This is a genomic window from Streptomyces sp. ATexAB-D23 (assembly GCF_000373645.1).
GTDB classification, from domain to species: domain Bacteria; phylum Actinomycetota; class Actinomycetes; order Streptomycetales; family Streptomycetaceae; genus Streptomyces; species Streptomyces castrisilvae.
Window position 1 is genome coordinate 1 of sequence record NZ_KB892016.1, and the last position, 22,990, is coordinate 22,990.

The following is a 22,990-nucleotide window of genomic DNA, read 5'->3' on the forward strand; positions in this document are numbered from 1 at the left end:
CTGGTCCGCGAAGCTGTTGGACATCACGAACGAGGGGTGGCCGGTGGCGTTGCCCAGGTTCAGCAGGCGGCCCTCGGACAGCACGATCAGGACCTTGCCGTCCGGGAACGTCCAGGTGTGGACCTGCGGCTTGACCTCGTCCTTCACGATGCCGTCGATCGCGGCGAGGCCGGCCATGTCGATCTCGTTGTCGAAGTGGCCGATGTTCCCGACGATCGCCTGGTGCTTCATCCGGGCCATGTCGGCGGCCATGATGATGTCCTTGTTGCCCGTCGTNGTGACGAAGATGTCCGCCTGCGCGACGACGTCGTCGAGGGTGGCGACCTGGTAGCCGTCCATCGCCGCCTGGAGGGCGCAGATCGGGTCGACCTCGGTCACGATCACCCGGGCACCCTGCCCGCGCAGCGACTCCGCGCAGCCCTTGCCCACGTCGCCGTAGCCGCAGACCACGGCCGTCTTGCCGCCGATCAGCACGTCCGTGGCCCGGTTGATGCCGTCGATCAGCGAGTGACGGCAGCCGTACTTGTTGTCGAACTTCGACTTGGTGACCGCGTCATTGACGTTGATCGCCGGGAACAGGAGGGTGCCGTCGCGGTGCATCTCGTAGAGCCGGTGCACACCGGTCGTGGTCTCTTCCGTGACACCACGGATCTCGGAGGCGAGCTGGGTCCACTTCTGGGGGGACTCGCCGAGCGTGCGGTTGAGCAGCGTGAGGATCTGCGCGTACTCCTCGCTGTCGGCCGTGGCCGGGTCCGGGGCCGCGCCGACCTTCTCGAACTCGACGCCCTTGTGAACGAGGAGGGTGGCGTCGCCGCCGTCGTCCAGGATCATGTTCGGGCCGCCGGTGGGCGTGTTCGGCCAGGTCAGGGCCTGCTCCGTGCACCACCAGTACTCCTCCAGCGTCTCCCCCTTCCAGGCGAAGACGGGAACGCCGGCGGGGGCGTCCGGGGTGCCGTCCGGGCCGACCGCGATGGCGGCCGCCGCGTGGTCCTGGGTGGAGAAGATGTTGCAGGAGGCCCAGCGGACCTCGGCGCCGAGGGCGACCAGGGTCTCGATCAGCACGGCGGTCTGCACGGTCATGTGCAGCGAGCCGGTGATGCGGGCGCCGGCCAGGGGCTGGGCGGCGGCGTACTCCTTGCGGATCGACATCAGGCCGGGCATCTCGTGCTCGGCGAGGGTGATCTCCTTACGGCCGAAGGTGGCCAGGGAGAGATCGGCGACCTTGAAGTCCTGTCGATTGGCGACCGTCGTCATAACGGGCTGCTCCTCGTGGTGGAGTCGAGGGTGGGTAGGGCGGCTCTGCGGCAGCGGGCATACGGATGCCCGGGAGCTCGCAGCGCAGTCCGTCGGAGGCCCTCTCTCCCTCGGCCGGTCCGGCGTACGGACCGATCGACCGCCATCAGCAGCGACGTCTGACACTGCCGTCGAATCTACACCGAACGGCGCAGCCGCTCCCAGTCCGCCGGGGCTGAACCGGGGCGGGGGCGGCTGTACGGAGTACGCGATGGCGTGTCCGGTGCGGTCAGTGGCCGGATTCCGTCGGGTCCGACGGCGTAGCCGGGGTGTCGGGGGCTCCAGACTCGGGGGCTCCGGACTCGGGGGCTCCCGGTTCCGGGGCCTCCGGGCCGGGGGTGGTGGCCCCGTCGTCGGGGGTGCCGCCCGGGGTCTTGGCGGGGTTGGTGCCGGCCGCGGCGGCCGCCTCGTTGTAGATGTCCGGTTCCAGGTAGATCACCCGGGCGATCGGGACGGCCTCGCGGATGCGGGACTCGGCGGCGTTGATGGCGTTGGCGACCTCGTCGGCGGTGTCGTCGTGCTGGACCGCGATCTTGGCGGCGACCAGCAGTTCTTCCGGCCCGAGGTGGAGGGTGCGCATGTGGATGATGCCGGTGACCGTGTCACCGTCGACGACCGCGGCCCTGATCCTGTCGACCTGGTCGGTGCCGGCGGCCTCGCCGAGCAGCAGGGACTTGGTCTCGGCCGCCAGGACGATCGCGATGGCGATCAGCAGGATGCCGATGCAGAGGGTGCCGATGCCGTCCCACACGCCGTCGCCGGTGCCGATGGCCAGGCCGACGCCTGCGAGGGCGAGGACCAGACCGATGAGCGCGCCGAAGTCCTCCAGCAGCACGACGGGGAGTTCCGGGGCCTTCGCGCGGCGGATGAAGTCCGTCCAGCTGAGCGAGCCGCGGGTCTGGTTGGACTCCTTGATCGCCGTACGGAAGGAGAAGCCCTCGGCGATGATCGCGAAGACCAGCACGCCGACCGGCCAGTACCAGGACTCCAGCGCGTGGGGGTGCTTGATCTTCTCGTAGCCCTCGTAGACCGCGAACATGCCGCCGACGGAGAACAGGACGATGGAGACGAGGAAGGCGTAGATGTAGCGCTCGCGGCCGTACCCGAAGGGGTGCTGGGGGGTGGCCTCGCGCTGGGCCTTCTTGCCGCCGAGAAGCAGGAGGCCCTGGTTGCCGGAGTCGGCGAGCGAGTGGACGCTCTCCGCGAGCATCGACGAGGAGCCGCTGAACAGGAACGCGACGAATTTGGCCACTGCGATCGCGAGGTTGGCGCCGAGTGCCGCCACGATCGCCTTGGTTCCGCCTGACGCACTCATGGGTGCTCGGTGTCCCTTCCTCGGTGCTGCGGCTCCGGCGTCCGCGGTACGGCGGCACATTGTTGCAGCCGCCGTACCGCGGACGGTACGTCAGGCCACCACTGTGGCCCGGAACAGCGTGCCCGCTCCGGACACCCGGACCGGCTCGCCCGCCGGTACGAACGCCGACTCGCCGGGGCCGAGACCGAGCTCACCGGCGCGCGGGGCGCCCGCCGTGCAGAGCAGGATCTGGGGCGTGGGCGCGGTCAGGTCGACGGGGGCGGCGCCGGGTGACAGGTCGAAGCGCGAGAGGCGGAACTCGTCGACCGGTGTCTCGTACAGCTCCTCGCCTGAGGCCGACGCCTCGGGGCGCAGGATTCCCGGATCGGTCGCCTCGAAACGGACGATGCGCAGGAGTTCGGGGACATCGATGTGCTTGGGCGTCAGGCCGCAGCGCAGCACGTTGTCGGAGTTGGCCATGATCTCGACGCCGAGGCCGTCGAGGTACGCGTGCGGCACGCCGGCGCCGAGGAACAGGGCCTCGCCGGGCTGGAGCCGCACGTAGTTGAGCAGCATGGCCGCGATGACTCCGGCGTCGCCCGGGAAGTGGTGGGCGATGCGGGCGTACGGGGCGTAGGCGCCGCCGAGCCGTTCCGCGGCGGCCGCTGCGGCGGCCACCGTCTCGGCCATCTCGGCCGGGTCCGCGGTGAGGATCGCCGTCAGCACCTCGCGCAGGGCGCCCTCTTCGGGGTGGGCGCGCAGCAGATCGACGTACGGCTTGAGGGAGTCGACGCCCAGGCCCTCCATCGCCTCGGCCGCCTCCAGCGGGCGGCGGAATCCGCACAGGCCGTCGAAGGGGGTGAGCGCGCAGATCAGCTCGGGCTTGTGGTTGGCGTCCTTGTACGTGCGGTGCGGGGCGTCGATCGGGACGGACCGGCGCTCCTCGTCCGCGTACCCCGCCCGCGCCTGGTCCAGGTCCGGGTGGACCTGGAGGGAGAGGGGGGCGCCCGCGGCGAGCAGCTTCAGCAGGAAGGGGAGGCGCGGGCCGAACTTCTCCACGGTGGCCGCGCCGAGCTCACCGGCCGGGTCGGCGGCGATGACGTCGGTGAGGGCCTGTTCGGCGGGGGCCGACGCGGTGGGGGCGGTGCCGGTGCGGGTGATCCGGGAGGGGGCTCCGGGGTGGGCGCCCATCCACATCTCCGCCTGCGGCTCGCCGGTGGGGGCGACGCCGAGCAGGGCGGGGATCGCGGTGGTCGAGCCCCAGGCGTACGGGCGCACGGTGTTGGAGAGCCGGTCCATGGAGTTTGTCCTTGTGCGTTGTTCTGTGTGGTGCGAGGTGCTGCGGGAGCTGCGCGGTGCGCGGGGCTCCGTAGTCCGTTTCAGGCGCCGCCCTTTGCGGCGAGGGCCAGGTAGACCGCGGCGAAGTCGGTGACGGCGAGCAGCTCGGCGAGGGATTCGAGCGTGCTGCCCTCTTCCGGTTCGAGCTCGCTGATCGGCGTGTCGTGGCCCAGGGCCAGTTCGCGGGCCGCGGGGGCGGCGCTGAGGCCGCCGGTGGGGCGGTCGCGGAGCAGGACCACCCGGGCGTGCAGGGGTTCCGACTCGTCGACGCGGTCGCGGAAGAAGTCGTCCGGGTCCGCCCCGGCGGCGAACGCGCCCGCCAGCAGGCCCCCGTGCGCCGGGAGCGCCTCCGGGAGCACGGCGGCGAGGGCCGGGCGGCCCGACAGCTCCGCCAGGACCGCGGCGAACCGGCGGCCGACGGGGCCGGCCGCGTCGCCCTCCGCCCAGATCAGCGGCAGGCTGTCCGCGAGCTCCGCGGCGAGGGTCTTGGCCGGGTTGCTGTACGTGGCGATGGCCGGTCCGCAGCGCTCCGCCGTACGGTCCAGGCGGTCGGCGACGCTCTGCAGTACGTCGGCGGGGGCGGTGACCAGGCCGACGCGGTCGAGCAGCGCGAGCAGCGGGGTGAGCAGGGCCCAGAGCGTGCCGGGGCCGGCGGCCGACGTCTCGGCGTCGTACTCGCCGTGCGGGGCGGATGCCATCGGTACGACGACGCCGTGCACCCCGTGGACCGCCTCCCGCAGCGGGGAGCGCAGGGGGGCGACGGCCACGACCGTGCAGCCGCGGCGGTACGCCTGTTCCGCGAGGAGGGCGAGGCCCGGTTCGGAACCGTCCGCCGTGGCGATGAGCAGCAGGTCGACGGAGCCGGCCCAGCCGGGCAGCGTCCAGCGCAGTGCGCCGGGGGCGGGGGCGACGCCGGTCGGGTGGATACGGGTGACCGGGGCGGAGGCGCCGGCGAGCGCGGCGATCAGGTCCGCGACGCCGGTCGCGGCGGTGCCGGGGCCGGCGACGAGGACGGCGCGGGGGCGGCCTTCCGGCTTCAGCTCCGTGATCCCGGCCTCCGTCGCGTGCCGGGCGGCGGTACGGACCCGGGCCCCGGCCTCGGCGGCGCCGCGGAGCAGACCGCGGCGGTCGGCTCGGGCCAGGGCTTCCGGGGCGTCGAGCAACGACTCGTCGAGCATGGGGACGGTCCTCCGATCACATGCCGGTCACCGGCTGGTGCGGGTGTGCGGCCGGTTACGCGGGGCGGCGGGCCTCGTCGACGAGGAGTACGGGGATGCCGTCCCGTACCGGGTAGGCCAGGCCGCAGTCCTTGCCGGTGCAGACCAGTTCCGGGCTGTCGGCGGCCGACCTGTCGTCGAGCGGGGAGTGGCAGGCCGGGCAGGCCAGGATCTCCAGGAGGCCGGCTTCGAGCGGCATGGGGTGGTCCCTTCGGGCGGGGTGGGGCGGTGGGGCGGGGTTCGGTGCGGTTGTGGCGGGGTCAGCCTACCGCTGGGGGGCTGGGGGGCGCCTGCGGCGGGCCCTTGTCCCCTCCCCGCCCCTTCCCGAAACCGGAGGCTCCGCCCCCGGGCCCCCGCGCCTCAAGCGCCGGCGAGGCTGGGGATGGCCGCGAGCGGCTTCGGGGCTCCGCCCGCTCCCCGCTCCTCAAACGCCGGAGGGGCTGGAGATGGACAAGGCCGATGGGCACGCACGCCCGGCCAGGGATTCGGGGCTCCGCCCCGGGCCCCGCTCCTCAAACGCCGGAGGGGCTGAGTGGCCGGACGGAGGTGGGGATGGCCGGAGGGGCCGGGGTGACCAGAGGAGCTGAGGTGGTCGACGGGGCCAAGGTGACCAGAGGAGCTGAGGTGGTCAGAGGGGCCAGGGTGGCCAAAGTAGCCGGGGATGGCCGGACGGGGCGGAAAGATGGTCGGACGGGGCTGAGTGGCCGGACAGAGGTGGGAATGGCCGGAGGGGCTTGGGTTGTCGGACGGGCCTGGAGGTGGCCCGACGGGCCTGGGGTTTGATCACGCGCCTCCAACCACCAGATAGGCGCGAGTAGCCAGCGGGCCGGGGTGGCCCGATGGGGCTGGGAACGGTCGACGAGGCTGGGGTGGCCGGACGGGGATGGTGGGTGGCCGGACAGGGGTGGTGGGTGGTTATCCGCGGATCAGGGTCAGTACCTCGTCGCGTACCGCTCTCATCGTTTCCTCGTTCTCCGCCTCCACGTTCAGGCGGAGCAGGGGTTCCGTGTTCGAGGGGCGGAGGTTGAACCACCAGTGGGGGGAGGTGATCGTGAGGCCGTCCAGGGTGTCCGTGGTGATGTGCTCGCGGTCGGCGAAGGCGGAGCGGACCTTGGCTGTGCGGGCGGGCTGGTCGTCGACCGTGGAGTTGATCTCGCCGGAGGCGGCGTAGCGGTCGTACTGGGCGACCAGGGCCGAGAGGGGGGCCTCCTGGCCGCCGAGCGCGGCCAGGACGTGGAGGGCGGCGAGCATGCCCGTGTCGGCGTTCCAGAAGTCGCGGAAGTAGTAGTGCGCGGAGTGCTCGCCGCCGAAGATCGCGCCGTGGGCGGCCATCTCCGCCTTCATGAAGGAGTGGCCGACCCGGGTGCGGACCGGGGTGCCGCCGTGTTCGCGTACGACCTCGGGCACGGAGCGGGAGGTGATCAGGTTGTGGATGACCGTGCCCCGGCCGCCGTTGCGGGCGAGTTCGCGGGCGGCGACGAGGGCGGTGATCGCCGACGGGGAGACGCCTTCGCCCCGCTCGTCCACCACGAAGCAGCGGTCCGCGTCGCCGTCGAAGGCCAGGCCCAGATCGGCGCCCTCGGCCACGACGCGGGCCTGGAGGTCCGTGATGTTCTTGGGGTCCAGGGGGTTGGCCTCGTGGTTCGGGAAGGTGCCGTCCAGCTCGAAGTACATCGGGACCAGGTCGACCGGCAGCCCCGCGAAGACGGTGGGGACGGTGTGGCCGCCCATGCCGTTGCCCGCGTCCACGACCACCTTCAGCGGGCGGATCGCCGTCAGGTCCACCAGGGAGAGCAGGTGGGCGGCGTAGTCGGTGAGGGTGTCACGTGCGGTGACCGTGCCCGGGGTGGTGCCCGGCTCGGGGGCGCCCGTCTGCGACCACTCCTCGACCAGGGTGCGGATCTCGGCCAGGCCGGTGTCCTGGCCGACCGGTGCGGCGCCCGCCCGGCACATCTTGATGCCGTTGTACCGCGCCGGGTTGTGCGAGGCCGTGAACATCGCGCCGGGCAGGTCCAGCGCCCCGGACGCGTAGTACAGCTGGTCCGTGGAGCACAGACCGATCATCGTGACGTCGGCACCGCGCCCCGCCGCGCCCCGCGCGAACGCCCCGGACAGCCCGGGGGAGGTCGGGCGCATGTCGTGGCCGATCACGACGGCGTCCGCGCCGGTCACCGCCACGAACGCCGCCCCGAACAGTTCGGCCAGCGGTTCGTCCCACTGGTCGGGCACGACTCCGCGCACGTCGTACGCCTTCACGAGCTGCGACAGGTCTGCGGTCACGGGCCGGTCCTCCTGGGGTCTTCTTCGGACCGCCAAACTACCCGGCGGCCCGCGACGCCTCAGGAGTCGGGGGAACGCAGAACGCGCAGGTGGCCCCTGCGGGCGACCTCCATGGGGTCCGCGGTGCGCGGGCCGCCGCCCCGCGTGCCGTCGCCGCGTTCCTGCGGGCGGGCGGCTTCCCGTACGGCGTTCGCCAGCGCTTCCAGGTCGTCGCCGCTGGGGCGGCTGGGCGCGGAGGGGTCGGAGAGCCGGACGACTTCCCAGCCCCGGGGCGCGGTGAGCCGCTCGCTGTGCTCGGCACAGAGGTCGTAGCAGTGGGGCTCGGCGTAGGTGGCGAGCGGGCCGAGGACCGCAGTCGAGTCGGCATAGACGTACGTCAGTGTCGCGACGGCAGGGCGGCCGCACGCGGTGCGCGAACAGCGACGTACAGGGCTCACGATGTTGGACGGTACCGCACTCTTGAGCGGGCTGCGACGACTCTCCCCCGGCTCACCCCTCCGTGTCGCCCTGTGACCTCCGGCACATACCGCCCCACAGCAACTCCCCTGACCTGCGCGGCGGGAGAGACCCGGGGCCGCGACGGCGACGGTTCCGGGCGCCGCTGTGCCACGAACCTTTCCCAGGACGCGAGTGCGGCGGTCGGGAGCGGGGCCGGAAACGGGCTGCTGTGTGGCCGGATTGTTCAGGAGCGGACAGGGCGTCCGGCTCGCGGACGGCAGCCGTCCCGCCGCCCCTCGGAGCCCGGTCCGGAGCGTTAGGCTGCGTCGGTGATGGACAGTCCCGTACCGCCCCTCCCGTCCGAGCCGCGACCGCGGCGCCGAGACCGACACGGCCGCGGTATGCGCGGGCCCGTCGCCCCGCCGCAGGTGCCGCTCTCCACGAGCCGCGCGGACAGCTTCCGCGATCTGGTGCAGGACTCCGTCGAGCGGCTGGAGCGGCGCTGGCCACAGCTGGCCGAGGTCGACTTCGTCGTCCTGGAGGTGCCGGAGACGGCGGACGAGACCGTTCCGCTGGGCAGCGCGCTCTCCGCCGAGAAGGGGCGGCCCGCCCAGATCGCCGTCTACCGGCGGCCCGTCGAGCTGCGCACCAAGAGCCGCGACGAGCGCGCCCTCCTCATCCACGAGATCGTCGTGGAGCAGGTCGCCGAACTCCTGGGCCTCGCCCCCGAGTCCGTCGACCCCCGCTACGGCCAGGAGTAGCGGGGCGGGGCCGCTCAGTCGTCGAGTACCGACAGGTCCTGTTCGGCGGCCGGTACCTCCACCGTTCCCTTGTCGTCCGGCAGGGTCTGCACGGTGAACATCGGGATGCCGTCCTGTTCCACGGTGAGTGTCCGGGCGGCGTGGACCGGGCCGCCCGACTGGGTCTCGACCGTCAGGGCGTAGGTGCCCTTGAGGCCCGCGGGGACCGGCGGGGTGACCGCCACGGTCGCGCCGGCGGCGATCTTGTACGTCTTGCTGACCGGGGTGCCGCCCTTGCTGCCCGCGGACGCTGTGACCTTGACGGTGCCGGCGGCTCCGGGTGCGGCGAGCGAGAGGACCGAGCCCTTGGAGCGGTTGTCGGCAGCGGTCGCCCGCGCGCCGACCGGGCCGGTTGCCGGGATGTAACCGACCTCCTGCTTGTCGCCCTTGCCCCGGACCACCCGCAGCGCCGCGACCACGGGGGTGGCCTTGCCCTCCTCTGCGGGGACCAGCATCAGTGAGCCGGCCTCTCCGCGGGTGAGGTCCTTCAGGTCGAGTCCGGCGGTCATCTTCGACTTGACGTGCAGTTCGTCGTGGCCGGCCGGCGAGATCGCGCCGGACTTGCCGAGCAGCTTCAGCTTGAGGTCGGCGTCGTCGTCGCCGGGGGCGAACGCCACCAGCCGTACCGAGGTGGCGTCGGCCGGGATTCCGGGCAGCACGAGCGTCTTCGCCGGTTCGGCGGACGCGGCGATCCAGTCGCTGCCGGCCTTGCTGTCCGCAGCCCTGACGGCGGCGCCGACCCGGCCCGAGCGGGTGGTGACGTGGACGGTCACGTCGTCGGCGGCCTTGCTCGTCAGCGTCGAGATCAGCACCCGGATGCCGGAGCCGGCCGGGACGGTGATGCCCTCGCCCACGTCGGACTTGAGCGAGCCGTCCGGTCCGTACAGCTCGATGTCGGCGACGGCGGCCGTGTCGTCCGGGTTGGTGAGGTGGACGTAGTCCTGGCGGGACTTCGCGGTGCTCGCCGCCGGGAACCAGAAGTCGGTGTCGGGCGCGGTGCAGCTGATGCCGAGCAGGCCGCGTCCGTCGCCCGCCTCGATGGTGGTGGTCTGCTGGGCGGTCCAGCCGGGCGCCAGCCGGGCGGTGGCGGTGCCGATGAGCGCGGGCGAGTCCGCGCCGGACGCCTCGCCGGTGGCGGGCTTGCCGGGCTCCTTCAGGGAGACCACGGGCTTCTTCCCGTCCGCCTCCTTGCCCTTCTTGCTCTTCTCCTTGTCCTTCTTGGCGTCCTCGTCGTCGTCCTTCTTGGCGTCCTCGTCGTCCTTGGCGGACGAGAGGAGTTCGGCCTTGCCGCCCGCGGCCGACCCGCCGCTCCCGCCGACCGGGGTGAAGGCCGTGTACGCGGTCTCCGAAAGGTCGGAGAGGCCGGGCGCCGGGCAGAGCAGGCTGGTCCGCTCGACGGGCAGCCGTGCGGCGGTCCTCGCCTCGGCCGTGCCGCCGCCGTCCGGCACGTTGAGCGCGGCGAACCCGGTGACAGCGGCCAGGGCGACGGCCCCGGCGATGAGGGACAGGCTGGTGGACTTCACTCGGACTCGCCTCGGGTCGGCCACGGGTTCCGGCCCGGGGCGGGGTTCTCGGGGTTCTGCGGGTCGTACGGGCGCTGCTCGCCGTACTGCCCGGCCTCGGCGTCGTACCCGTTCGGGTCGTACTGCGCCGGATCGTACGGGGGCGGGTCGTACGGGCCCGCGTACTGGCCGTCCTGGTACTGCGGGTAGCCGGTGCCCTGGTACCGGCCCTGGTCACCCGTGCCGTACTCGCCCTGCTGCTGCGGATAGCCGTACGGGTCGTAGCCGCCGGCGTCCGGCTGCTGCCCCTCGGCGTACTGGGCGTCCGGGTACTGGCCGTCCTGGTACTGCGGATAGCCGGAGTCCTGGTACTGACCGCCCTGCCTGCCGTCCCACTCGCCGTACTGCTGCTGCGGTACGAAGACGTTGTCGTCGTCGTCCTGGGCACCCTCGGGGTCCGGGGCCGGGTCGCCGCCCTCCGGGCCCTGCTGGGCGGGGACGTACGCCGGCTGCTCGCCGGTCTCCTGGGCCGCGTCCGGCTCCGGTTCCTCGGCTCCGCCCGCGGCCTCGTTCTCGGCCAGGGCGGCAGCCCGCAGCCTGCGGGCGCGCCGGCCCTCGCCCGCGACCGGTTCGGCTACGACCGCCTCGGCCTCCTCGGGCAGGTCGTCGTCGATCTCCCGGCGGCGGCCCGGCAGGGCCATGACCACGAGGATCACGGCGAGCGCGATCTGTGCCCAGATCCACACGGTGTGCGTGAAGGGCTCCTCGTACGTGAGGTCCAGGGTGCCGCCCTCGGCGGGGAGCTCGAAGCCCTGGGCCCAGCCGTCCACGGTCTTGCGGGTCAGCGCACGGCCGTCGAGCGTGGCCTGCCAGCCGGGGTCGGCGGCGTCGGCGATCCGCAGCACGCGGCCCGCGGCGCCGCCCGGGATCTTGGTGTGCGCCTCGACGGGCCGGGAGCCCACCGGGAGCGGCTCGGCGTCGTCGCCGGACGGGATGATCATGACCCGGGCGACCTGGCGGTCCACCCGCCACAGCGCGCTGCCGTCCAGCTGGCTGAGCCGGCTCAGGCCCGGGGTCGCGTCGAGCACCCGGCTCATCTGCTTCGGCGCCCCGTCGCGTACGAGGACGTAGCGGATCGCGAAGCCGCTGAGCTGGCTGCCCTGGTCGGCGCCCGAGCCGGCGACGAGATTGGCGACGACCTTGTCGAGGTGGCTGTTGCGGCCCTGCGCCTCGGCCAGTTCCGCGTCGCCCAGCCGGGCGCCCGAACCGCGCACGAGGGTGTAGGCGACGGAGGCGGGCGAGGTGCCGCCGAGCACCAGGGTGCGCGGCTGGTCGCGGGTGCCGCTCTCCTCCGCGACGAAGGCGGGCACCTGGACCGGGTCGCGGCGCTCCAGCGGGCCGGACGCGCCGCCGATCATCCAGCCGGCGGCGGCCAGGACCGGGGCCAGTCCGGCGGCCAGGGCGATCAGGACCGCGACGGGCTGGCGCCAGCCGAAGCTGAGTTCGGCGACCCGGATGCGGGCGCCGTCCGCGCCGATCAGCGCGGCGGCGATGAGCGCGGCACCGTAGACGAGGGTGGCGGGGCCCGCCCAGCCGGAGCCGTTGGCGAGCCCGGCGAACGCCAGACCGACCAGCGCGGCCACCCAGGCGGTCCGCACGGCGAACTGCCGCTCGCCGCGCAGCAGGGCGGCCAGCGCCGCGAGCACGATGCCGAGCAGCAGGACGCCGCCCGCGGCCTTCGGCCCGCCGGGGCTGATGCCGAGCAGGTCCAGCGCGGACGCGGAGCCCGTACCGGTCTCCAGGCCCGCTTCCTTCAGGAACGCGGACGGGCTGCTCAGGAGCGAGAGCGACCAGGGCGCGAGGACGAGCAGCGGGGTGCCGACGGCGGCGAGGAAGCGCAGCCCGTAGGCCGTGATGTCGCCGCGCCGCAGCACCAGGACGCCGAGGCCGAGTACCACGGCGAGCGGCCACACGATGGGGGTGAAGGCCATCGCGAGGGTGAGGAGCAGGGTGTACGCCCAGGTGGCGCGCCAGCTGCCGCGGCTGTCGCCGGTGGCCCGCATGCCGTGCGCGGAGACGGCCGTGCGGGCGATCAGCGGGAGCAGGACGGCCAGGACGGCGGTGCCGAGGCGGCCGGTGGCCAGGGCGCCGGTCGCGGCGGGCAGGAAGGCGTACGCGATGCTGGCCCAGGCGCGCAGCAGCCGGGAGGGCAGCAGCGGGCGGGAGACGAAGTACGCGGTGAGCCCGGCGAGCGGGACCGAGCAGACGAGCAGCAGGGTGAGCGCGAAGCCGGTGGAGCCGAGGAACAGCGCGGACAGGGCCGCGAGCACGGCCAGGTAGGGCGGTGCGGTCGGGGTGCCGCCGGTGCCGATGGTGTGCCAGCCGTCCGCGTATCTGCCCCACAGGTCGGCGACGTCGCCCGGGGCGGGCAGCAGGGCGCCGCCGGCCAGGGCGCCGCCGCCGATGAGGCCGCGGCAGGCGACGAGGGAGACCAGGAGCAGGACGGCGAAGAGCACGGGTCCGGGTTTGCGCCCGACCTTCTTCAGCCGGGCGAACTGGTCGATCTCCAGGTAGTCGGCGTCGTCGCCGCCGGGGCCCGACTCGACTGCGCCGTGCCGGGAGCCGCCGGTGTCGGCGTCGGAGCCGCCGCCGAAGTTCCCGGCGACCTGTTCGACGGTGGCGCGGACGGTGGCACCGGGCGCGGGGAAGAGGCCACGCAGTTCGGCGGCGTCGACCACGCCCTTGCCGCGGGCGCGGCGGGCGCTCAGGATGCGGCCGGGGCGCAGCAGGGTGCTCAGGAGGCCGGTGACCTCGTCGACGGCCTGGCCGGGGACCTTGCCGACGAGGTAGGCGAGCGTACGCAGCAGGGTGCCGAGGACGAGCCTGAGCAGCACCCAGGGCAGCCGTTTGCCGCGGGCGTTGACGAGCATCGTGTAGACGGCGCCGGCCTTGTCCACGCGGTGCGGGCTGGCCACCGAGCGGCCGGCGCAGTCGATGGGGCGGCGCTCGCGGGCGGATGCCTCGGCGTGCCGCAGGACGGCGTCCGGGGCGACGAGGACGCGGTGGCCCGCCATGTGGGCGCGCCAGCACAGGTCGACGTCGTCGCGCATCAGGGGGAGCCTGCGGTCGAAGCCGCCGAGTTCCTCCCAGACGTCCCGGCGGATGAGCATGCCGGCGGTGGAGACGGACAGGACGGTGCGGACCTGGTCGTGCTGGCCCTGGTCCTGCTCGCGGCGGTCCAGGCCCGTCCAGCGGCGTCCGCTGTTGGCGATGGAGACGCCGACTTCGAGGAGCTGGCGGCGGTCGTACCAGCCGCGCAGCTTGGGGCCGACGATCGCGGCGTGCTGGTCGTTGTCCACGACGCGCAGCATCTCGGCGAGCGCGTCGGGCGCGGGCGCGCAGTCGTCGTGGAGCAGCCAGAGCCACTGCACCGGCTCGCCGTGCGGCAGCTCGGGCATCTCGTACGCCTCGTCGTGCCAGGTCCGGGTGACCGGGTCCCAGCCGCTGGGCCGCTTCAGGTAGGGGAGGTCGTCCGGGGTCAGGACGCCGGCCGTGCGGCTCGCCTCGTCGACGGCGGTGCCGAAGCTCGTACGCCGCGCGAGGTGCAGGACCCGGTCGGCGCCGAGCGCCTCGGTGACCAGGTGCGCGGAGTCGTCGGCGCTGCCGGTGTCGGCGGCGACGACGTTCTGTACGGGGCGTTCCTGCCCGAGCAGTCCGGCGAGCGCGTCGGGCAGCCAGCGTGCGCCGTCGTGGGAGACGAGCACGGCGGTGACGACATGCCGGGGGAACTCTGGGGCGGCGGCGGCCGCGTACGGCGCCGTTGATTGGCTGTGCACGGACATCGAGGTACGGGCCCTCCGGCCGGGTCCGGGGGACGTCCCCCCGGGGGCTGCATCGGTGTACACGCGCGCCCTGTCGGGTCGTTGGCGCGTCTCGGACGGGGCCCCACACTAACGGTACGGATAGGCGGGGTGGCGCGGAGCGGCCGGCGGAGGGTGCGACGGGGCTCCCGGCCGGGGGCGGAAGCACGGAAGCCGGGCACGGAAACGGCCCGCCGCCTGCGGGGGGGGTGCAGGGGGCGGGCCGTCGCGGGTGGGTCAGATCGCGGCCTTCTTCAGGCGGCGGCGTTCACGCTCGGAGAGGCCGCCCCAGATGCCGAAGCGCTCGTCGTTGGAAAGGGCGTATTCCAGGCACTCGGAACGGACTTCACAGGCGAGGCAGACCTTCTTGGCCTCGCGGGTCGATCCACCCTTCTCGGGGAAGAAGGACTCGGGGTCGGTCTGGGCGCACAGCGCGCGCTCCTGCCAGCCGAGTTCCTCGTCCGCGTCCTCGACCAGCAGTTGCTGGAACAGCTCGGTCATGTGCGCCCCTCGTCTGTCTCTTGCGTCCCCGTGATGCGGCCGTTATCCGATCGACCGAACGACACGAGTGAAATTACAAGTGTGTAGCTCTGGGGGGTCAAGCCCAGATCTGCTATTGGCCCCGCTATTCACTCTGCGGAACCAAGCGTATGCGTTAAGTGTTCAAATCACCAAAAACCTGACATATGCCATGGGCTCTCTCACGCCCTCGCTCCCCATGGAGACAAACCGCCGGGAGCTCGAACACGTTGCGATTCGATCACTGAAGCGACCAAGATCACATTCGGGTCACGGTGCCGTACCCGCGTTTAGCGGCACGACTGCTGCGCCACCTGTCCCCGCACGGTGGCGCACAAACCTTTCTCCGCTCCGGGTAACCGGATGAGGTGAAACATTGCCGCCAAATCGGACATCGGGTTGACAGTGGGTGGTTCTCCGGTTCTCCTTGATGTCATGCCAGTGACCTCAGCGACGCACGCCACCCGCACCCGCGGGTTCCGTAGCGCTGTCCAGGCTCGCTGCTGCTGTTCCAGCTGTCTCAGCTGCTGACGCCGCCGACGCTGTCGTAGCCCTCCCGCTCCGGCCTCGGCACCTCACCCGGACCCCCGGCCCCTCCCGCAGCGCCCCTCACGGCTTAGCGACCGCCGGTCCCCGGTCCTCGCGACACCTCACCGCACCGCACCGCACTCGCTCCCCTGCCGAGGAACCACCGCATCCATGAACAGCGACAGCGACCTCCAGATCGCCGGCGACCTCCTTGAAGTCCAGCACCTGCTGCGCCCCGCCCGCGAACACCCCGTCACCGTTGCCGAATTCGTCGGCCTCGCCCGCGCCATCGCCGCCGACCGCTCCCAGTGGGCGCCGCTCGTCCAGTACGACGCCACCACCCGCTGGTACCACCGCCTGCGCCAGGGACCCGGCTACGAGGTCTGGCTGCTCAGCTGGGTCCCCGGCCAGGGCAGCGGCCTGCACGACCACGGCCCGTCCTCCGGCGTCCTGACCGTCCTGGACGGCGAGCTGACCGAGCGTACGGACCGGGGGAAGCGGACGCTGGGCGCCTCGGCCCAGCGCGTCTTCGCCCCCGGCTACCTCCACGAGGTCGTCAACGCCTCCCTCGAACCGGCCGTCAGCCTCCACGTCTACTACCCGGGCCTCACCGACATGCCGATGCACACCGCCCAGTGCGCCCCGGCCACCGCCACGGCCTGACAGCCCGCCACCACCCCGACAACGATCAGGCTTCGCCCGACAGTCCCACCCGCCGCCCGCCACCACCCCCACAATGATCAGGCTTCGCCCGACAGTCCCACCCGCCGCCCGCCACCACCCCCACAATGATCAGGCTTCGCCTGACAGACTGTTTGCATGCGCATTGTGGTTCTGGCCGGCGGTATCGGTGGTGCTCGTTTCCTGCGTGGCCTCAAGGAGGCCGCGCCCGACGCGGACATCACGGTCATCGGCAACACCGGTGACGACATCCATCTGTTCGGACTCAAGGTCTGCCCCGACCTCGACACCGTGATGTACACCCTCGGCGGTGGCATCAACGAGGAGCAGGGCTGGGGCCGTACCGACGAGACCTTCCACGTCAAGGAGGAGTTCGCCGCGTACGGCGTGGGCCCCGAGTGGTTCGGGCTCGGCGACCGCGACATCGCCACCCATGTCGTCCGTACCCAGATGCTCGGCGCGGGCTATCCGCTCAGCGCCGTCACCGAGGCGCTCTGCGCCCGCTGGAAGCCGGGTGTCCGGCTGCTGCCCATGTCCGACGACCGCGTCGAGACGCATGTGGCGATCGACGACGGCGGCGAGAGCCGAGCCGTGCACTTCCAGGAGTACTGGGTGAAACTGCGGGCCTCCGTCCCGGCGCGGGCGATCGTGCCCGTCGGCGCGGAGCAGTCGAAGCCCGCACCGGGCGTCCTGGAGGCCATCGCCGAGGCCGACGTCATCCTCTTCCCGCCGTCCAACCCGGTCGTGTCCGTCGGGACCATCCTCGCCGTGCCCGGCATCCGCGAGGCCATCGCCGAGGCCGGAGTGCCGGTCGTCGGGCTCTCTCCCATCGTCGGTGACGCCCCGGTGCGCGGGATGGCGGACAAGGTCCTGGCCGCGGTGGGCGTCGAGTCGACGGCCGCCGCGGTCGCCCAGCACTACGGCTCCGGGCTCCTCGACGGCTGGCTGGTCGACACCGTGGACGCGGGCACGGTGGACGAGGTCGAGTCGGCGGGCATCCGCTGCCGCTCCGTGCCGCTGATGATGACCGACGTCACCGCCACCGCCGAGATGGCCCGGCAGGCGCTGGCCCTCGCCGAGGAGGTACGCGCATGAGCACCACCGCGCCCTCCTACCGTGTGTGGGCCCTGCCCGGGATGCCCGAAGTACGCGCCGGGGACGACCTCGCCAAGCTGATCGCGGCCACCGAGCCCGGCCTCGCCGACGGTGATGTGCTGCTCGTCACCTCGAAGATCGTCTCCAAGGCGGAGGGCCGGATCGTCGAGGCCACCGACCGGGAGGCGGCGATCGACGCCGAGACGGTACGGGTGGTGGCGCGGCGCGGTTCGCTGCGCATCGTGGAGAACCGGCAGGGCCTGGTCATGGCCGCCGCCGGGGTCGACGCGTCGAACACCCCAGCCGGCACGGTCCTGCTGCTGCCCGAGGACCCCGACGCGTCCGCCCGCGCGATCCGGGAAGGGCTGCGTGCGACGCTCGGCGTCGAGGTCGGCGTCGTCGTCACCGACACCTTCGGCCGGCCCTGGCGCAGCGGGCTGACCGATGTCGCGATCGGCGCGGCCGGGGTGCGGGTCCTGGACGACCTGCGGGGCGGCACCGACGCGTACGGCAATCCGCTGAGCGCGACGGTGGTCGCCACCGCCGACGAGCTGGCCGCCGCGGGTGACCTGGTCAAGGGCAAGGCGGACGGGCTTCCGGTCGCGGTGGTGCGCGGCCTCGGCCACGTCGTGGACCCGGCGGACGCGCAGGGCGCCCGCGCGATGGTGCGGGTGGCGGCCGACGACATGTTCCGGCTCGGCACCTCCGAGGCGGTACGGGAGGCGATGACCCGGCGGCGCACGGTGCGCGAGTTCACCGACGACCCGGTGGACCCGGGTGCGGTACGGCGAGCGGTCGCCGCGGCGGTGACCGCGCCGGCCCCCCACCACACGACGCCGTGGCGCTTCGTCCTGCTGGAGTCCCCCGAGGCACGGACCCGGCTGCTCGACGCGATGCGGGACGCGTGGATCGCGGATCTGCGGCGCGACGGCAAGAGCGAGGAGTCGATCGCCAAGCGCGTGCGGCGCGGCGATGTGCTGCGGCGGGCGCCGTATCTGGTGGTGCCGTGCCTGGTGATGGACGGCTCCCACACCTACGGGGACGAGCGGCGGGACGGCGCGGAGCGCGAGATGTTCGTCGTGGCGGCGGGTGCGGGTATCCAGAATTTCCTGGTGGCGCTGGCCGGTGAGCGGCTGGGGTCCGCGTGGGTGTCCTCGACGATGTTCTGCCGGGATGTGGTGCGGGAGGTGCTGGGGCTGCCGGAGGCGTGGGACCCGTTGGGGGCGGTGGCGGTGGGGCGGCCGGCTACGGACCCCGGGCCGCGGGTGGGGCGCGACGCGGAGGATTTCGTGGTGGTGAGGTAGGGCGGCGCGAGGGCTTTTGGGGCTCCGCCCCGGACCCCGGTCCTCAATCGCCGGACGGGCATGAATGTGCCCGGACCGGCCTCGGCCGCCGGACCGGCTTGAATGCACCGCCGGACGGGCTTGGTTCTGCCCGGACCGGCCTCGGCTCACAGCCGGGCGATGTCCCTGGGCTGGAAGCGGGGCGCCCGGCGGGGCGGGGTTTCACCCGAGAGCAGGATGAGGCGGGTGGCGCGGTGGCGTTGGCCCTCGTACGGGGTCAGGAGGGCGAGCATCTCCTCGTCGTCGGCGTTGCGGTTGCCCGCCAGGGCGTGGCCGACGATGCCGGGCAGGTGGAAGTCGCCGACGGTCACCGCGTCCGCCGCTCCGTTCGAGCGTTGCAGGGTCTCCGCCGCCGTCCAGGGGCCGATGCCCGGGATCGCCTGGAGGCGGGTCAGCGCGTCGGGCAGCTCCATGGCGGCCGCCTCCTCCATGCGGCGGGCCACCCGCACCGTGCGCAGGATCGTCGCCGAGCGCTTGGAGTCGACGCCCGCCCGGTGCCACTCCCAGGACGGGATCAGCGACCAGGTGCGGGCGTCCGGCATGACGTAGAGGCCGTACTCCTGCGGGCCGGGCGCGGGTTCCCCGTACCTGCGTACCAGGAGGCGCCAGGCGCGGTACGCCTCGTCCGTCGTGACCTTCTGCTCCAGGACCGACGGGATCAGCGACTCCAGCACCAGGCCCGTGCGCAGCAGCCGCAGTCCCGGCCGGCGGTGCTGGGTCACGGCGAGCAGGCGGTGGCGCGGGATGAAGGCCGCCGGGTCGTCGCCCTCGCCGAGCAGGGTGGGCAGCTGGTCCAGCAGCCAGGACGCGCCGGGCCCCCAGGCGGCCGCCTCGATGCGGCCCTCGCGGGCGACGACATGGAGCGTGCCGGGGCCGGCCGGTGTGCGGCTGGCCCGGCGCACGGAGCCGTCGGCGGACATCCGGAACGTGGGGTCGGCGGGGCCCCGGCGCAGCGGACCGAGGACGAGCCGCAGGTCGAGCGGGCCCGGCGGGGTCCAGACGCGGGTCTGCGCCGCCGGTACGGGCGTGGCCGCCGCCTGGTGCGGGACGGGCGCGCGCCGGGCGTCGCGGGGAGCGAATCGTCCTGCCACGGGTGAGGTCCTCGGTTGTCGGGGGTGCCTGTCGAGGGTACGGCTGTTTTCGGCCACCTGGTCCCCGTACGGGCGGGAGTGGCCGGTCAGGTCACTCGTCCGAGGAGAACCGCACCGAGGCGTCCGGCAGCCGCGCCCCGCACCAGACGCGTACGCCCTCGCGCAGTTCGTTGTCGGCGCCCACCTCGGCGCCGTCGCCGACGACCGCGCCGGCCAGCACCGTACGGCTGCCGATCCGGGCACCGGCTCCGACCAGGGAGTCCGTGATCACGGCGCCGGGTTCGACGGTCGCGCCCGCGAGCACGGTGGAGCCGTCGATCCGGGCGCCCGCGCCGATCACCGCGTCGGCGCCGATCACCGTGCCGCCGGAGAGCTTGGCGTCGGAGGCGACGGACGCGGAGGGCAGGACGAGGCGGTCGCCGCAGCGGCCCGGGACGGCCGGGGAGGGGGCGCGGCCGAGGACGAGGTCCGCCGAGCCCCGTATGAACGCCTGCGGGGTGCCCAGATCCAGCCAGTACGTGGAGTCGACCATGCCCTGGAGGTGGGCGCCGTCGGCGAGGAGGCCGGGGAAGGTCTCCCGCTCGACGGAGACCGGGCGGCCGGCCGGGATGGTGTCGATGACCGAGCGGCGGAAGATGTACGCGCCGGCGTTGATCTGGTCGGTGACGATCTCCTCGGGCGTCTGCGGCTTCTCCAGGAAGGCGGTGACGCGGCCGGTGTCGTCGGTGGGCACGAGGCCGAAGGCGCGCGGGTCCTCGACCCGGGTCAGGTGGAGGGAGACGTCGGCGCCGGAGTCGGCGTGCGAGGTGACCAGGGCCCGGATGTCGAGTCCGGTGAGGATGTCGCCGTTGAAGATGAGCACCGGTTCGTCCGGGCCGGAGGCGAGGCGGTGGGCGACGTTGCGGATGGCGCCGCCGGTGCCGAGCGGTTCGCGCTCGGTGACGTATTCGATGTGCAGGCCGAGTGAGGAACCGTCACCGAAGTACGGCTCGAAGACCTCCGCCAGATACGAGGTGGCGAGGACGATGTGCTCGACCCCGGCGGCCCGTGCGCGTGCCAGCTGGTGCGTGAGGAAGGGGACGCCCGCGGCCGGAACCATGGGTTTGGGCGTGTGCACCGTGAGCGGGCGCAGCCGGGTCCCCTTGCCCCCGACCAGGAGGATCGCTTCTTTTGCCTCTGTCACAGCACTGTCTTCGCTTCCTGCTGGGGCCGGGCCTCGTGTGAAGTTTCCGGCCAGTGTATGCAGACCGTAGGGGCGCCCTTCGGTCAGAGGGTCTGCGGCAGGTGCCCCTGGGGTCCTCAGCGGCCCTGTAGACCGGCCGATGTGGTCCGGACCGTCCCGAGCTTCTTGTAAAGACGCTCTCCGGGGCATTCGGTTGCGAATCCGTCGCGGTGTCCGGAGATCACGTCGAGGCTGACCTTCGCGCCCTTCTCGTACTTGTTGCTGCCGCCCGAGACCAGGGTCACCTTGCCCTTCGGGTCGGCGCCGAACAGGCCGAGCTTCCAGGCGGTGAGCTCGGAGACGGCGGTGACGGCGGCGGCGGGCGGTTCGGTGCTGGTGAAGGTGCCGAGGACTGCGATGCCCGTGGTGTCGGTGTTGAAGCCGAGGGTGTGGGCGCCCAGGACCGCCTCGGTCACGCCACCGGCCCGGCCCTCGTAGATGTTTCCGCACTTGTCGACCAGGAAGTTGTAGCCGATGTCGCGCCACCCGCTGCTCGTGACGTGGTAGCGGTAGATGCCGCGGATCACCGAGGGCGCCTGGGAGCAGGTGTAGTTGTTGCCGGTGGCGCTGTGGTGGACGAAGGCCGCCTTGACGGTCGAGGTGTACGCGAAGGCCTGCTCGCGCAGCGTCTCGTCGGCGCCCCAGCCCTGGCGGGTGACGATGCTCGGGCGCGGTCCGATGTACGGCTCGGCGGCGGACGCCGGCCGGGTGCCGGGCACCGTCTCGGACCTGCTCGGCGCGGGCAGTACGGCACCCGCGCGGCCGGCGGCCCGGTCCGCGCCCATCGCGCCCGTGATGTCCCGAGGGTCCTTGCCGGGGTCGACGAGTTCGAGGTGCAGTCCGGCGGGCAGCGGCACGGGGGTGGCGGACGCGTCGCGGGTGTCCGGGGCCCCGGGGCGGACGCGGACCTCGACGCCGTCGCTGTCGCCGACCCAGAGCGGGGCGGTGGAGCCCTTGACGGTGCCCGGGGCGCGTTCGGCGGCGCCGGGGTCGGGGGCGTGTTCGGCGTTGTGGGTCTCCAGGTCCTGCCAGCCGGACCAGCGGTGGGTCGCGGTGGCACGGGTGCGGACCTGGGCGGTGCCGTGGAGTTCGGCGTCCACGTCGTCCCAGACGACCCCGACCATGGAGAACGGGCTGACCGTGCGCCCGGTCAGTCCCTGCTCCCCGGCCGGTGCTCCGGTGGCCCGCGCGGAGGGCGCGGCCGGGGGGTCCAGGGGCAGGGACTGCGTGGAGCCGGGCAGGTCAGCGGGTTCGGAGCCCGCCGCTGCCTCGTGGGCTGGGGTGTCGGGGGCAGCGCCCACGGGCGCGGCGAGCGGCAGGACGAACGCTGCCGTGCAGGTGACACCAATGGCGGATGCAGTGAAGGCACGCATACATAGGATCCTTGGCATAACCGGACAACTCCGGCGACCCGGATTGTGCCGGGTCGTTGACGGCCCGTCTGCCGAACCGGTGTACGCGGCAGCCGCCGCACGAGGGCGCCTCTGCCGCCGCCGCGTACCCTTCCGCACATGAACGCCAGCGACCGCACCCCTGCCGACCTGCTGCGTTCCGCGCTCGCCGCGGACCCGGCCCGCCCCCTGGTCACCTTCTACGACGACGCCACCGGAGAACGCGTCGAACTGTCGGTGGCCACCTTCGCCAATTGGGTGGCCAAGACCGCCAATCTGCTCCAGGGCGACCTGGCGGCCGAGCCCGGTGACCGGCTCGCGCTGCTGCTTCCCGCGCACTGGCAGTCCGCGGTCTGGCTGCTGGCCTGTGCCTCGGTCGGTGTCGTCGCCGATGTGCAGGGCGATCCGGCCGGCGCCGACCTCGTCGTCACCGGGCCGGACACGCTGGACGCGGCGCGGGCCTGCCGGGGCGAGCGGATCGCCCTGGCGCTGCGCCCGTTGGGCGGGAGGTTCCCGCAGGCGCCCGAGGGGTTCGCGGACTATGCCGTGGAGGTGCCGGGGCAGGGCGACCGGTTCGCGCCGTTCGCTCCGGTGGACCCGGACGCTTTGGCGCTGACGGTGGGCGGGGCCGGCTTCACGGGGGCCGAACTGGTGGCGCGGGCCCGCGAGGACGGGGCGGCGCTGGGCCTGGCCGAGGGGGCGCGGCTGCTGTCGGGGCGTACGTACGACACATGGGACGGCCTCAGCGCCGGGCTCTACGCGCCGCTGGTCACCGGGGGCTCGGTGGTCCTGTGCCGCCACCTCGGCGAGCTGGGCGCGGACGCACTGGCCCAGCGGCTGGAGAGCGAGCGGGTCACGCTGACGGTGTGACGGCGGGGTGCTCCTCGTAGCCGGTACGACAAGCGGCCCGAGGGGCACCCGTCCGGCCCATCGTGGGCCGAGCCCTCCGCTCTGGTGCTCAACTCCGGTACATGATCTGCGGTACGGACCCCGAGGGTCTGCCCCAGGGATGTCTCGCCGAGGCACAACCAAGCGTGAGGTTCAGCCGTCTACTTCTGCGACCGGCGGCCCAGCGCGCCGCCGAACGTGAAGGATGGA

The 22,990-nt window shown here is 73.2% G+C and carries 18 protein-coding genes; 5 read left to right on the plus strand and 13 right to left on the minus strand.

All coding sequences use genetic code 11. The features are described 5' to 3' along the window. From ahcY to B082_RS0116655, 7 genes are all read right to left on the minus strand, one after another. A partial coding sequence (ahcY, locus tag B082_RS0116625; protein WP_018552942.1) for an adenosylhomocysteinase occupies positions 1-1,254 on the minus strand: 1,254 nt, incomplete at its 3' end. A gap of 268 nt (positions 1,255-1,522) precedes the next feature. Beyond that, positions 1,523-2,608, minus strand: a complete 1,086-nt coding sequence (locus B082_RS0116630; RefSeq protein ID WP_018552943.1) for a cation diffusion facilitator family transporter — start codon at positions 2,606-2,608, stop codon at positions 1,523-1,525. Positions 2,609-2,698: 90 nt separating this feature from the next. Further along, the gene (gene manA, locus B082_RS0116635) at positions 2,699-3,886 is read right to left on the minus strand and encodes a mannose-6-phosphate isomerase, class I (RefSeq protein ID WP_018552944.1); all 1,188 of its coding nucleotides are present in this window, start codon (positions 3,884-3,886) and stop codon (positions 2,699-2,701) included. Between the two features lie 80 nt (positions 3,887-3,966). Then, on the minus strand, positions 3,967-5,103 hold the full coding sequence (locus B082_RS0116640) for an SIS domain-containing protein (RefSeq protein ID WP_018552945.1): 1,137 nt from the start codon (positions 5,101-5,103) through the stop codon (positions 3,967-3,969). A gap of 55 nt (positions 5,104-5,158) precedes the next feature. After that, on the minus strand, positions 5,159-5,341 hold the full coding sequence (locus tag B082_RS0116645; protein WP_018552946.1) for a Trm112 family protein: 183 nt from the start codon (positions 5,339-5,341) through the stop codon (positions 5,159-5,161). A gap of 716 nt (positions 5,342-6,057) precedes the next feature. After that, positions 6,058-7,422, minus strand: a complete 1,365-nt coding sequence (locus B082_RS0116650; protein WP_018552947.1) for a phosphomannomutase/phosphoglucomutase — start codon at positions 7,420-7,422, stop codon at positions 6,058-6,060. Positions 7,423-7,481: 59 nt separating this feature from the next. Beyond that, a complete protein-coding gene (locus tag B082_RS0116655) occupies positions 7,482-7,859 on the minus strand; it encodes a DUF3499 domain-containing protein (protein ID WP_018524691.1) in 378 nt (125 codons plus the stop codon). A 333-nt stretch (positions 7,860-8,192) separates the two neighbouring features. On the opposite strand from B082_RS0116655, the gene B082_RS0116660 reads away from it, so the two are divergent. Then, complete coding sequence (locus B082_RS0116660) at positions 8,193-8,621, plus strand: metallopeptidase family protein (RefSeq protein ID WP_026249870.1); 429 nt, start codon at positions 8,193-8,195, stop codon at positions 8,619-8,621. A gap of 14 nt (positions 8,622-8,635) precedes the next feature. On the opposite strand, the gene B082_RS0116665 is transcribed toward B082_RS0116660, so the two are convergent. From B082_RS0116665 to B082_RS0116675, 3 genes are all read right to left on the minus strand, one after another. Then, positions 8,636-10,183 carry a DUF5719 family protein gene (locus tag B082_RS0116665; RefSeq protein ID WP_018552949.1) on the minus strand — a complete coding sequence of 516 codons (1,548 nt, stop codon included), beginning with the start codon at positions 10,181-10,183 and terminating at the stop codon, positions 8,636-8,638. Beyond that, entirely contained in the window at positions 10,180-14,004 is a 3,825-nt protein-coding gene (locus B082_RS0116670) for a glycosyltransferase family 2 protein (RefSeq protein ID WP_018552950.1), read from the minus strand. Before B082_RS0116670 ends, B082_RS0116665 begins: the two co-directional genes overlap by 4 nt. A gap of 255 nt (positions 14,005-14,259) precedes the next feature. Then, complete coding sequence (locus B082_RS0116675; RefSeq protein WP_003968728.1) at positions 14,260-14,523, minus strand: WhiB family transcriptional regulator; 264 nt, start codon at positions 14,521-14,523, stop codon at positions 14,260-14,262. 717 nt (positions 14,524-15,240) lie between these two features. Between B082_RS0116675 and B082_RS0116680 the strand changes: the two genes are divergently transcribed. From B082_RS0116680 to B082_RS0116690, 3 genes are all read left to right on the plus strand, one after another. After that, the gene (locus B082_RS0116680) at positions 15,241-15,732 is read left to right on the plus strand and encodes a cysteine dioxygenase (RefSeq protein WP_018552951.1); all 492 of its coding nucleotides are present in this window, start codon (positions 15,241-15,243) and stop codon (positions 15,730-15,732) included. A 156-nt stretch (positions 15,733-15,888) separates the two neighbouring features. Then, positions 15,889-16,845 carry a 2-phospho-L-lactate transferase gene (gene cofD, locus B082_RS0116685; RefSeq protein WP_018552952.1) on the plus strand — a complete coding sequence of 319 codons (957 nt, stop codon included), beginning with the start codon at positions 15,889-15,891 and terminating at the stop codon, positions 16,843-16,845. Further along, positions 16,842-18,149 (plus strand): coenzyme F420-0:L-glutamate ligase, encoded by a 1,308-nt coding sequence (locus B082_RS0116690; protein ID WP_018552953.1) that lies wholly within the window; start codon positions 16,842-16,844, stop codon positions 18,147-18,149. The genes cofD and B082_RS0116690 overlap by 4 nt, the downstream gene beginning before the upstream one ends. A gap of 146 nt (positions 18,150-18,295) precedes the next feature. On the opposite strand, the gene B082_RS0116695 is transcribed toward B082_RS0116690, so the two are convergent. From B082_RS0116695 to B082_RS0116705, 3 genes are all read right to left on the minus strand, one after another. After that, complete coding sequence (locus B082_RS0116695) at positions 18,296-19,279, minus strand: DNA-3-methyladenine glycosylase family protein (protein WP_018552954.1); 984 nt, start codon at positions 19,277-19,279, stop codon at positions 18,296-18,298. Positions 19,280-19,370: 91 nt separating this feature from the next. Further along, the gene (locus B082_RS0116700) at positions 19,371-20,462 is read right to left on the minus strand and encodes a nucleotidyltransferase family protein (protein WP_018552955.1); all 1,092 of its coding nucleotides are present in this window, start codon (positions 20,460-20,462) and stop codon (positions 19,371-19,373) included. 116 nt (positions 20,463-20,578) lie between these two features. Then, a complete protein-coding gene (locus tag B082_RS0116705) occupies positions 20,579-21,874 on the minus strand; it encodes a peptidoglycan recognition protein (RefSeq protein WP_018552956.1) in 1,296 nt (431 codons plus the stop codon). Positions 21,875-22,012: 138 nt separating this feature from the next. Between B082_RS0116705 and B082_RS0116710 the strand changes: the two genes are divergently transcribed. Further along, the gene (locus B082_RS0116710) at positions 22,013-22,762 is read left to right on the plus strand and encodes a TIGR03089 family protein (RefSeq protein ID WP_018552957.1); all 750 of its coding nucleotides are present in this window, start codon (positions 22,013-22,015) and stop codon (positions 22,760-22,762) included. The last annotated feature ends 228 nt before the right edge of the window (positions 22,763-22,990 follow it).

Excerpts from the sequence above, each read along its gene's own strand:
- B082_RS0116680 (WP_018552951.1), top strand. The coding sequence starts at position 15,241 with ATGAACAGCGACAGCGACCTCCAGATCGCCGGCGACCTCCTTGAAGTC.
- B082_RS0116640 (WP_018552945.1), bottom strand. The coding sequence starts at position 5,103 with ATGCTCGACGAGTCGTTGCTCGACGCCCCGGAAGCCCTGGCCCGAGCC.
- B082_RS0116690 (WP_018552953.1), top strand. The coding sequence starts at position 16,842 with ATGAGCACCACCGCGCCCTCCTACCGTGTGTGGGCCCTGCCCGGGATG.
- B082_RS0116670 (WP_018552950.1), bottom strand. The coding sequence starts at position 14,004 with ATGTCCGTGCACAGCCAATCAACGGCGCCGTACGCGGCCGCCGCCGCC.
- B082_RS0116660 (WP_026249870.1), top strand. The coding sequence starts at position 8,193 with ATGGACAGTCCCGTACCGCCCCTCCCGTCCGAGCCGCGACCGCGGCGC.
- B082_RS0116675 (WP_003968728.1), bottom strand. The coding sequence starts at position 14,523 with ATGACCGAGCTGTTCCAGCAACTGCTGGTCGAGGACGCGGACGAGGAA.
- B082_RS0116645 (WP_018552946.1), bottom strand. The coding sequence starts at position 5,341 with ATGCCGCTCGAAGCCGGCCTCCTGGAGATCCTGGCCTGCCCGGCCTGC.
- B082_RS0116705 (WP_018552956.1), bottom strand. The coding sequence starts at position 21,874 with ATGCGTGCCTTCACTGCATCCGCCATTGGTGTCACCTGCACGGCAGCG.
- cofD (WP_018552952.1), top strand. The coding sequence starts at position 15,889 with ATGCGCATTGTGGTTCTGGCCGGCGGTATCGGTGGTGCTCGTTTCCTG.
- manA (WP_018552944.1), bottom strand. The coding sequence starts at position 3,886 with ATGGACCGGCTCTCCAACACCGTGCGCCCGTACGCCTGGGGCTCGACC.
- B082_RS0116630 (WP_018552943.1), bottom strand. The coding sequence starts at position 2,608 with ATGAGTGCGTCAGGCGGAACCAAGGCGATCGTGGCGGCACTCGGCGCC.
- B082_RS0116710 (WP_018552957.1), top strand. The coding sequence starts at position 22,013 with ATGAACGCCAGCGACCGCACCCCTGCCGACCTGCTGCGTTCCGCGCTC.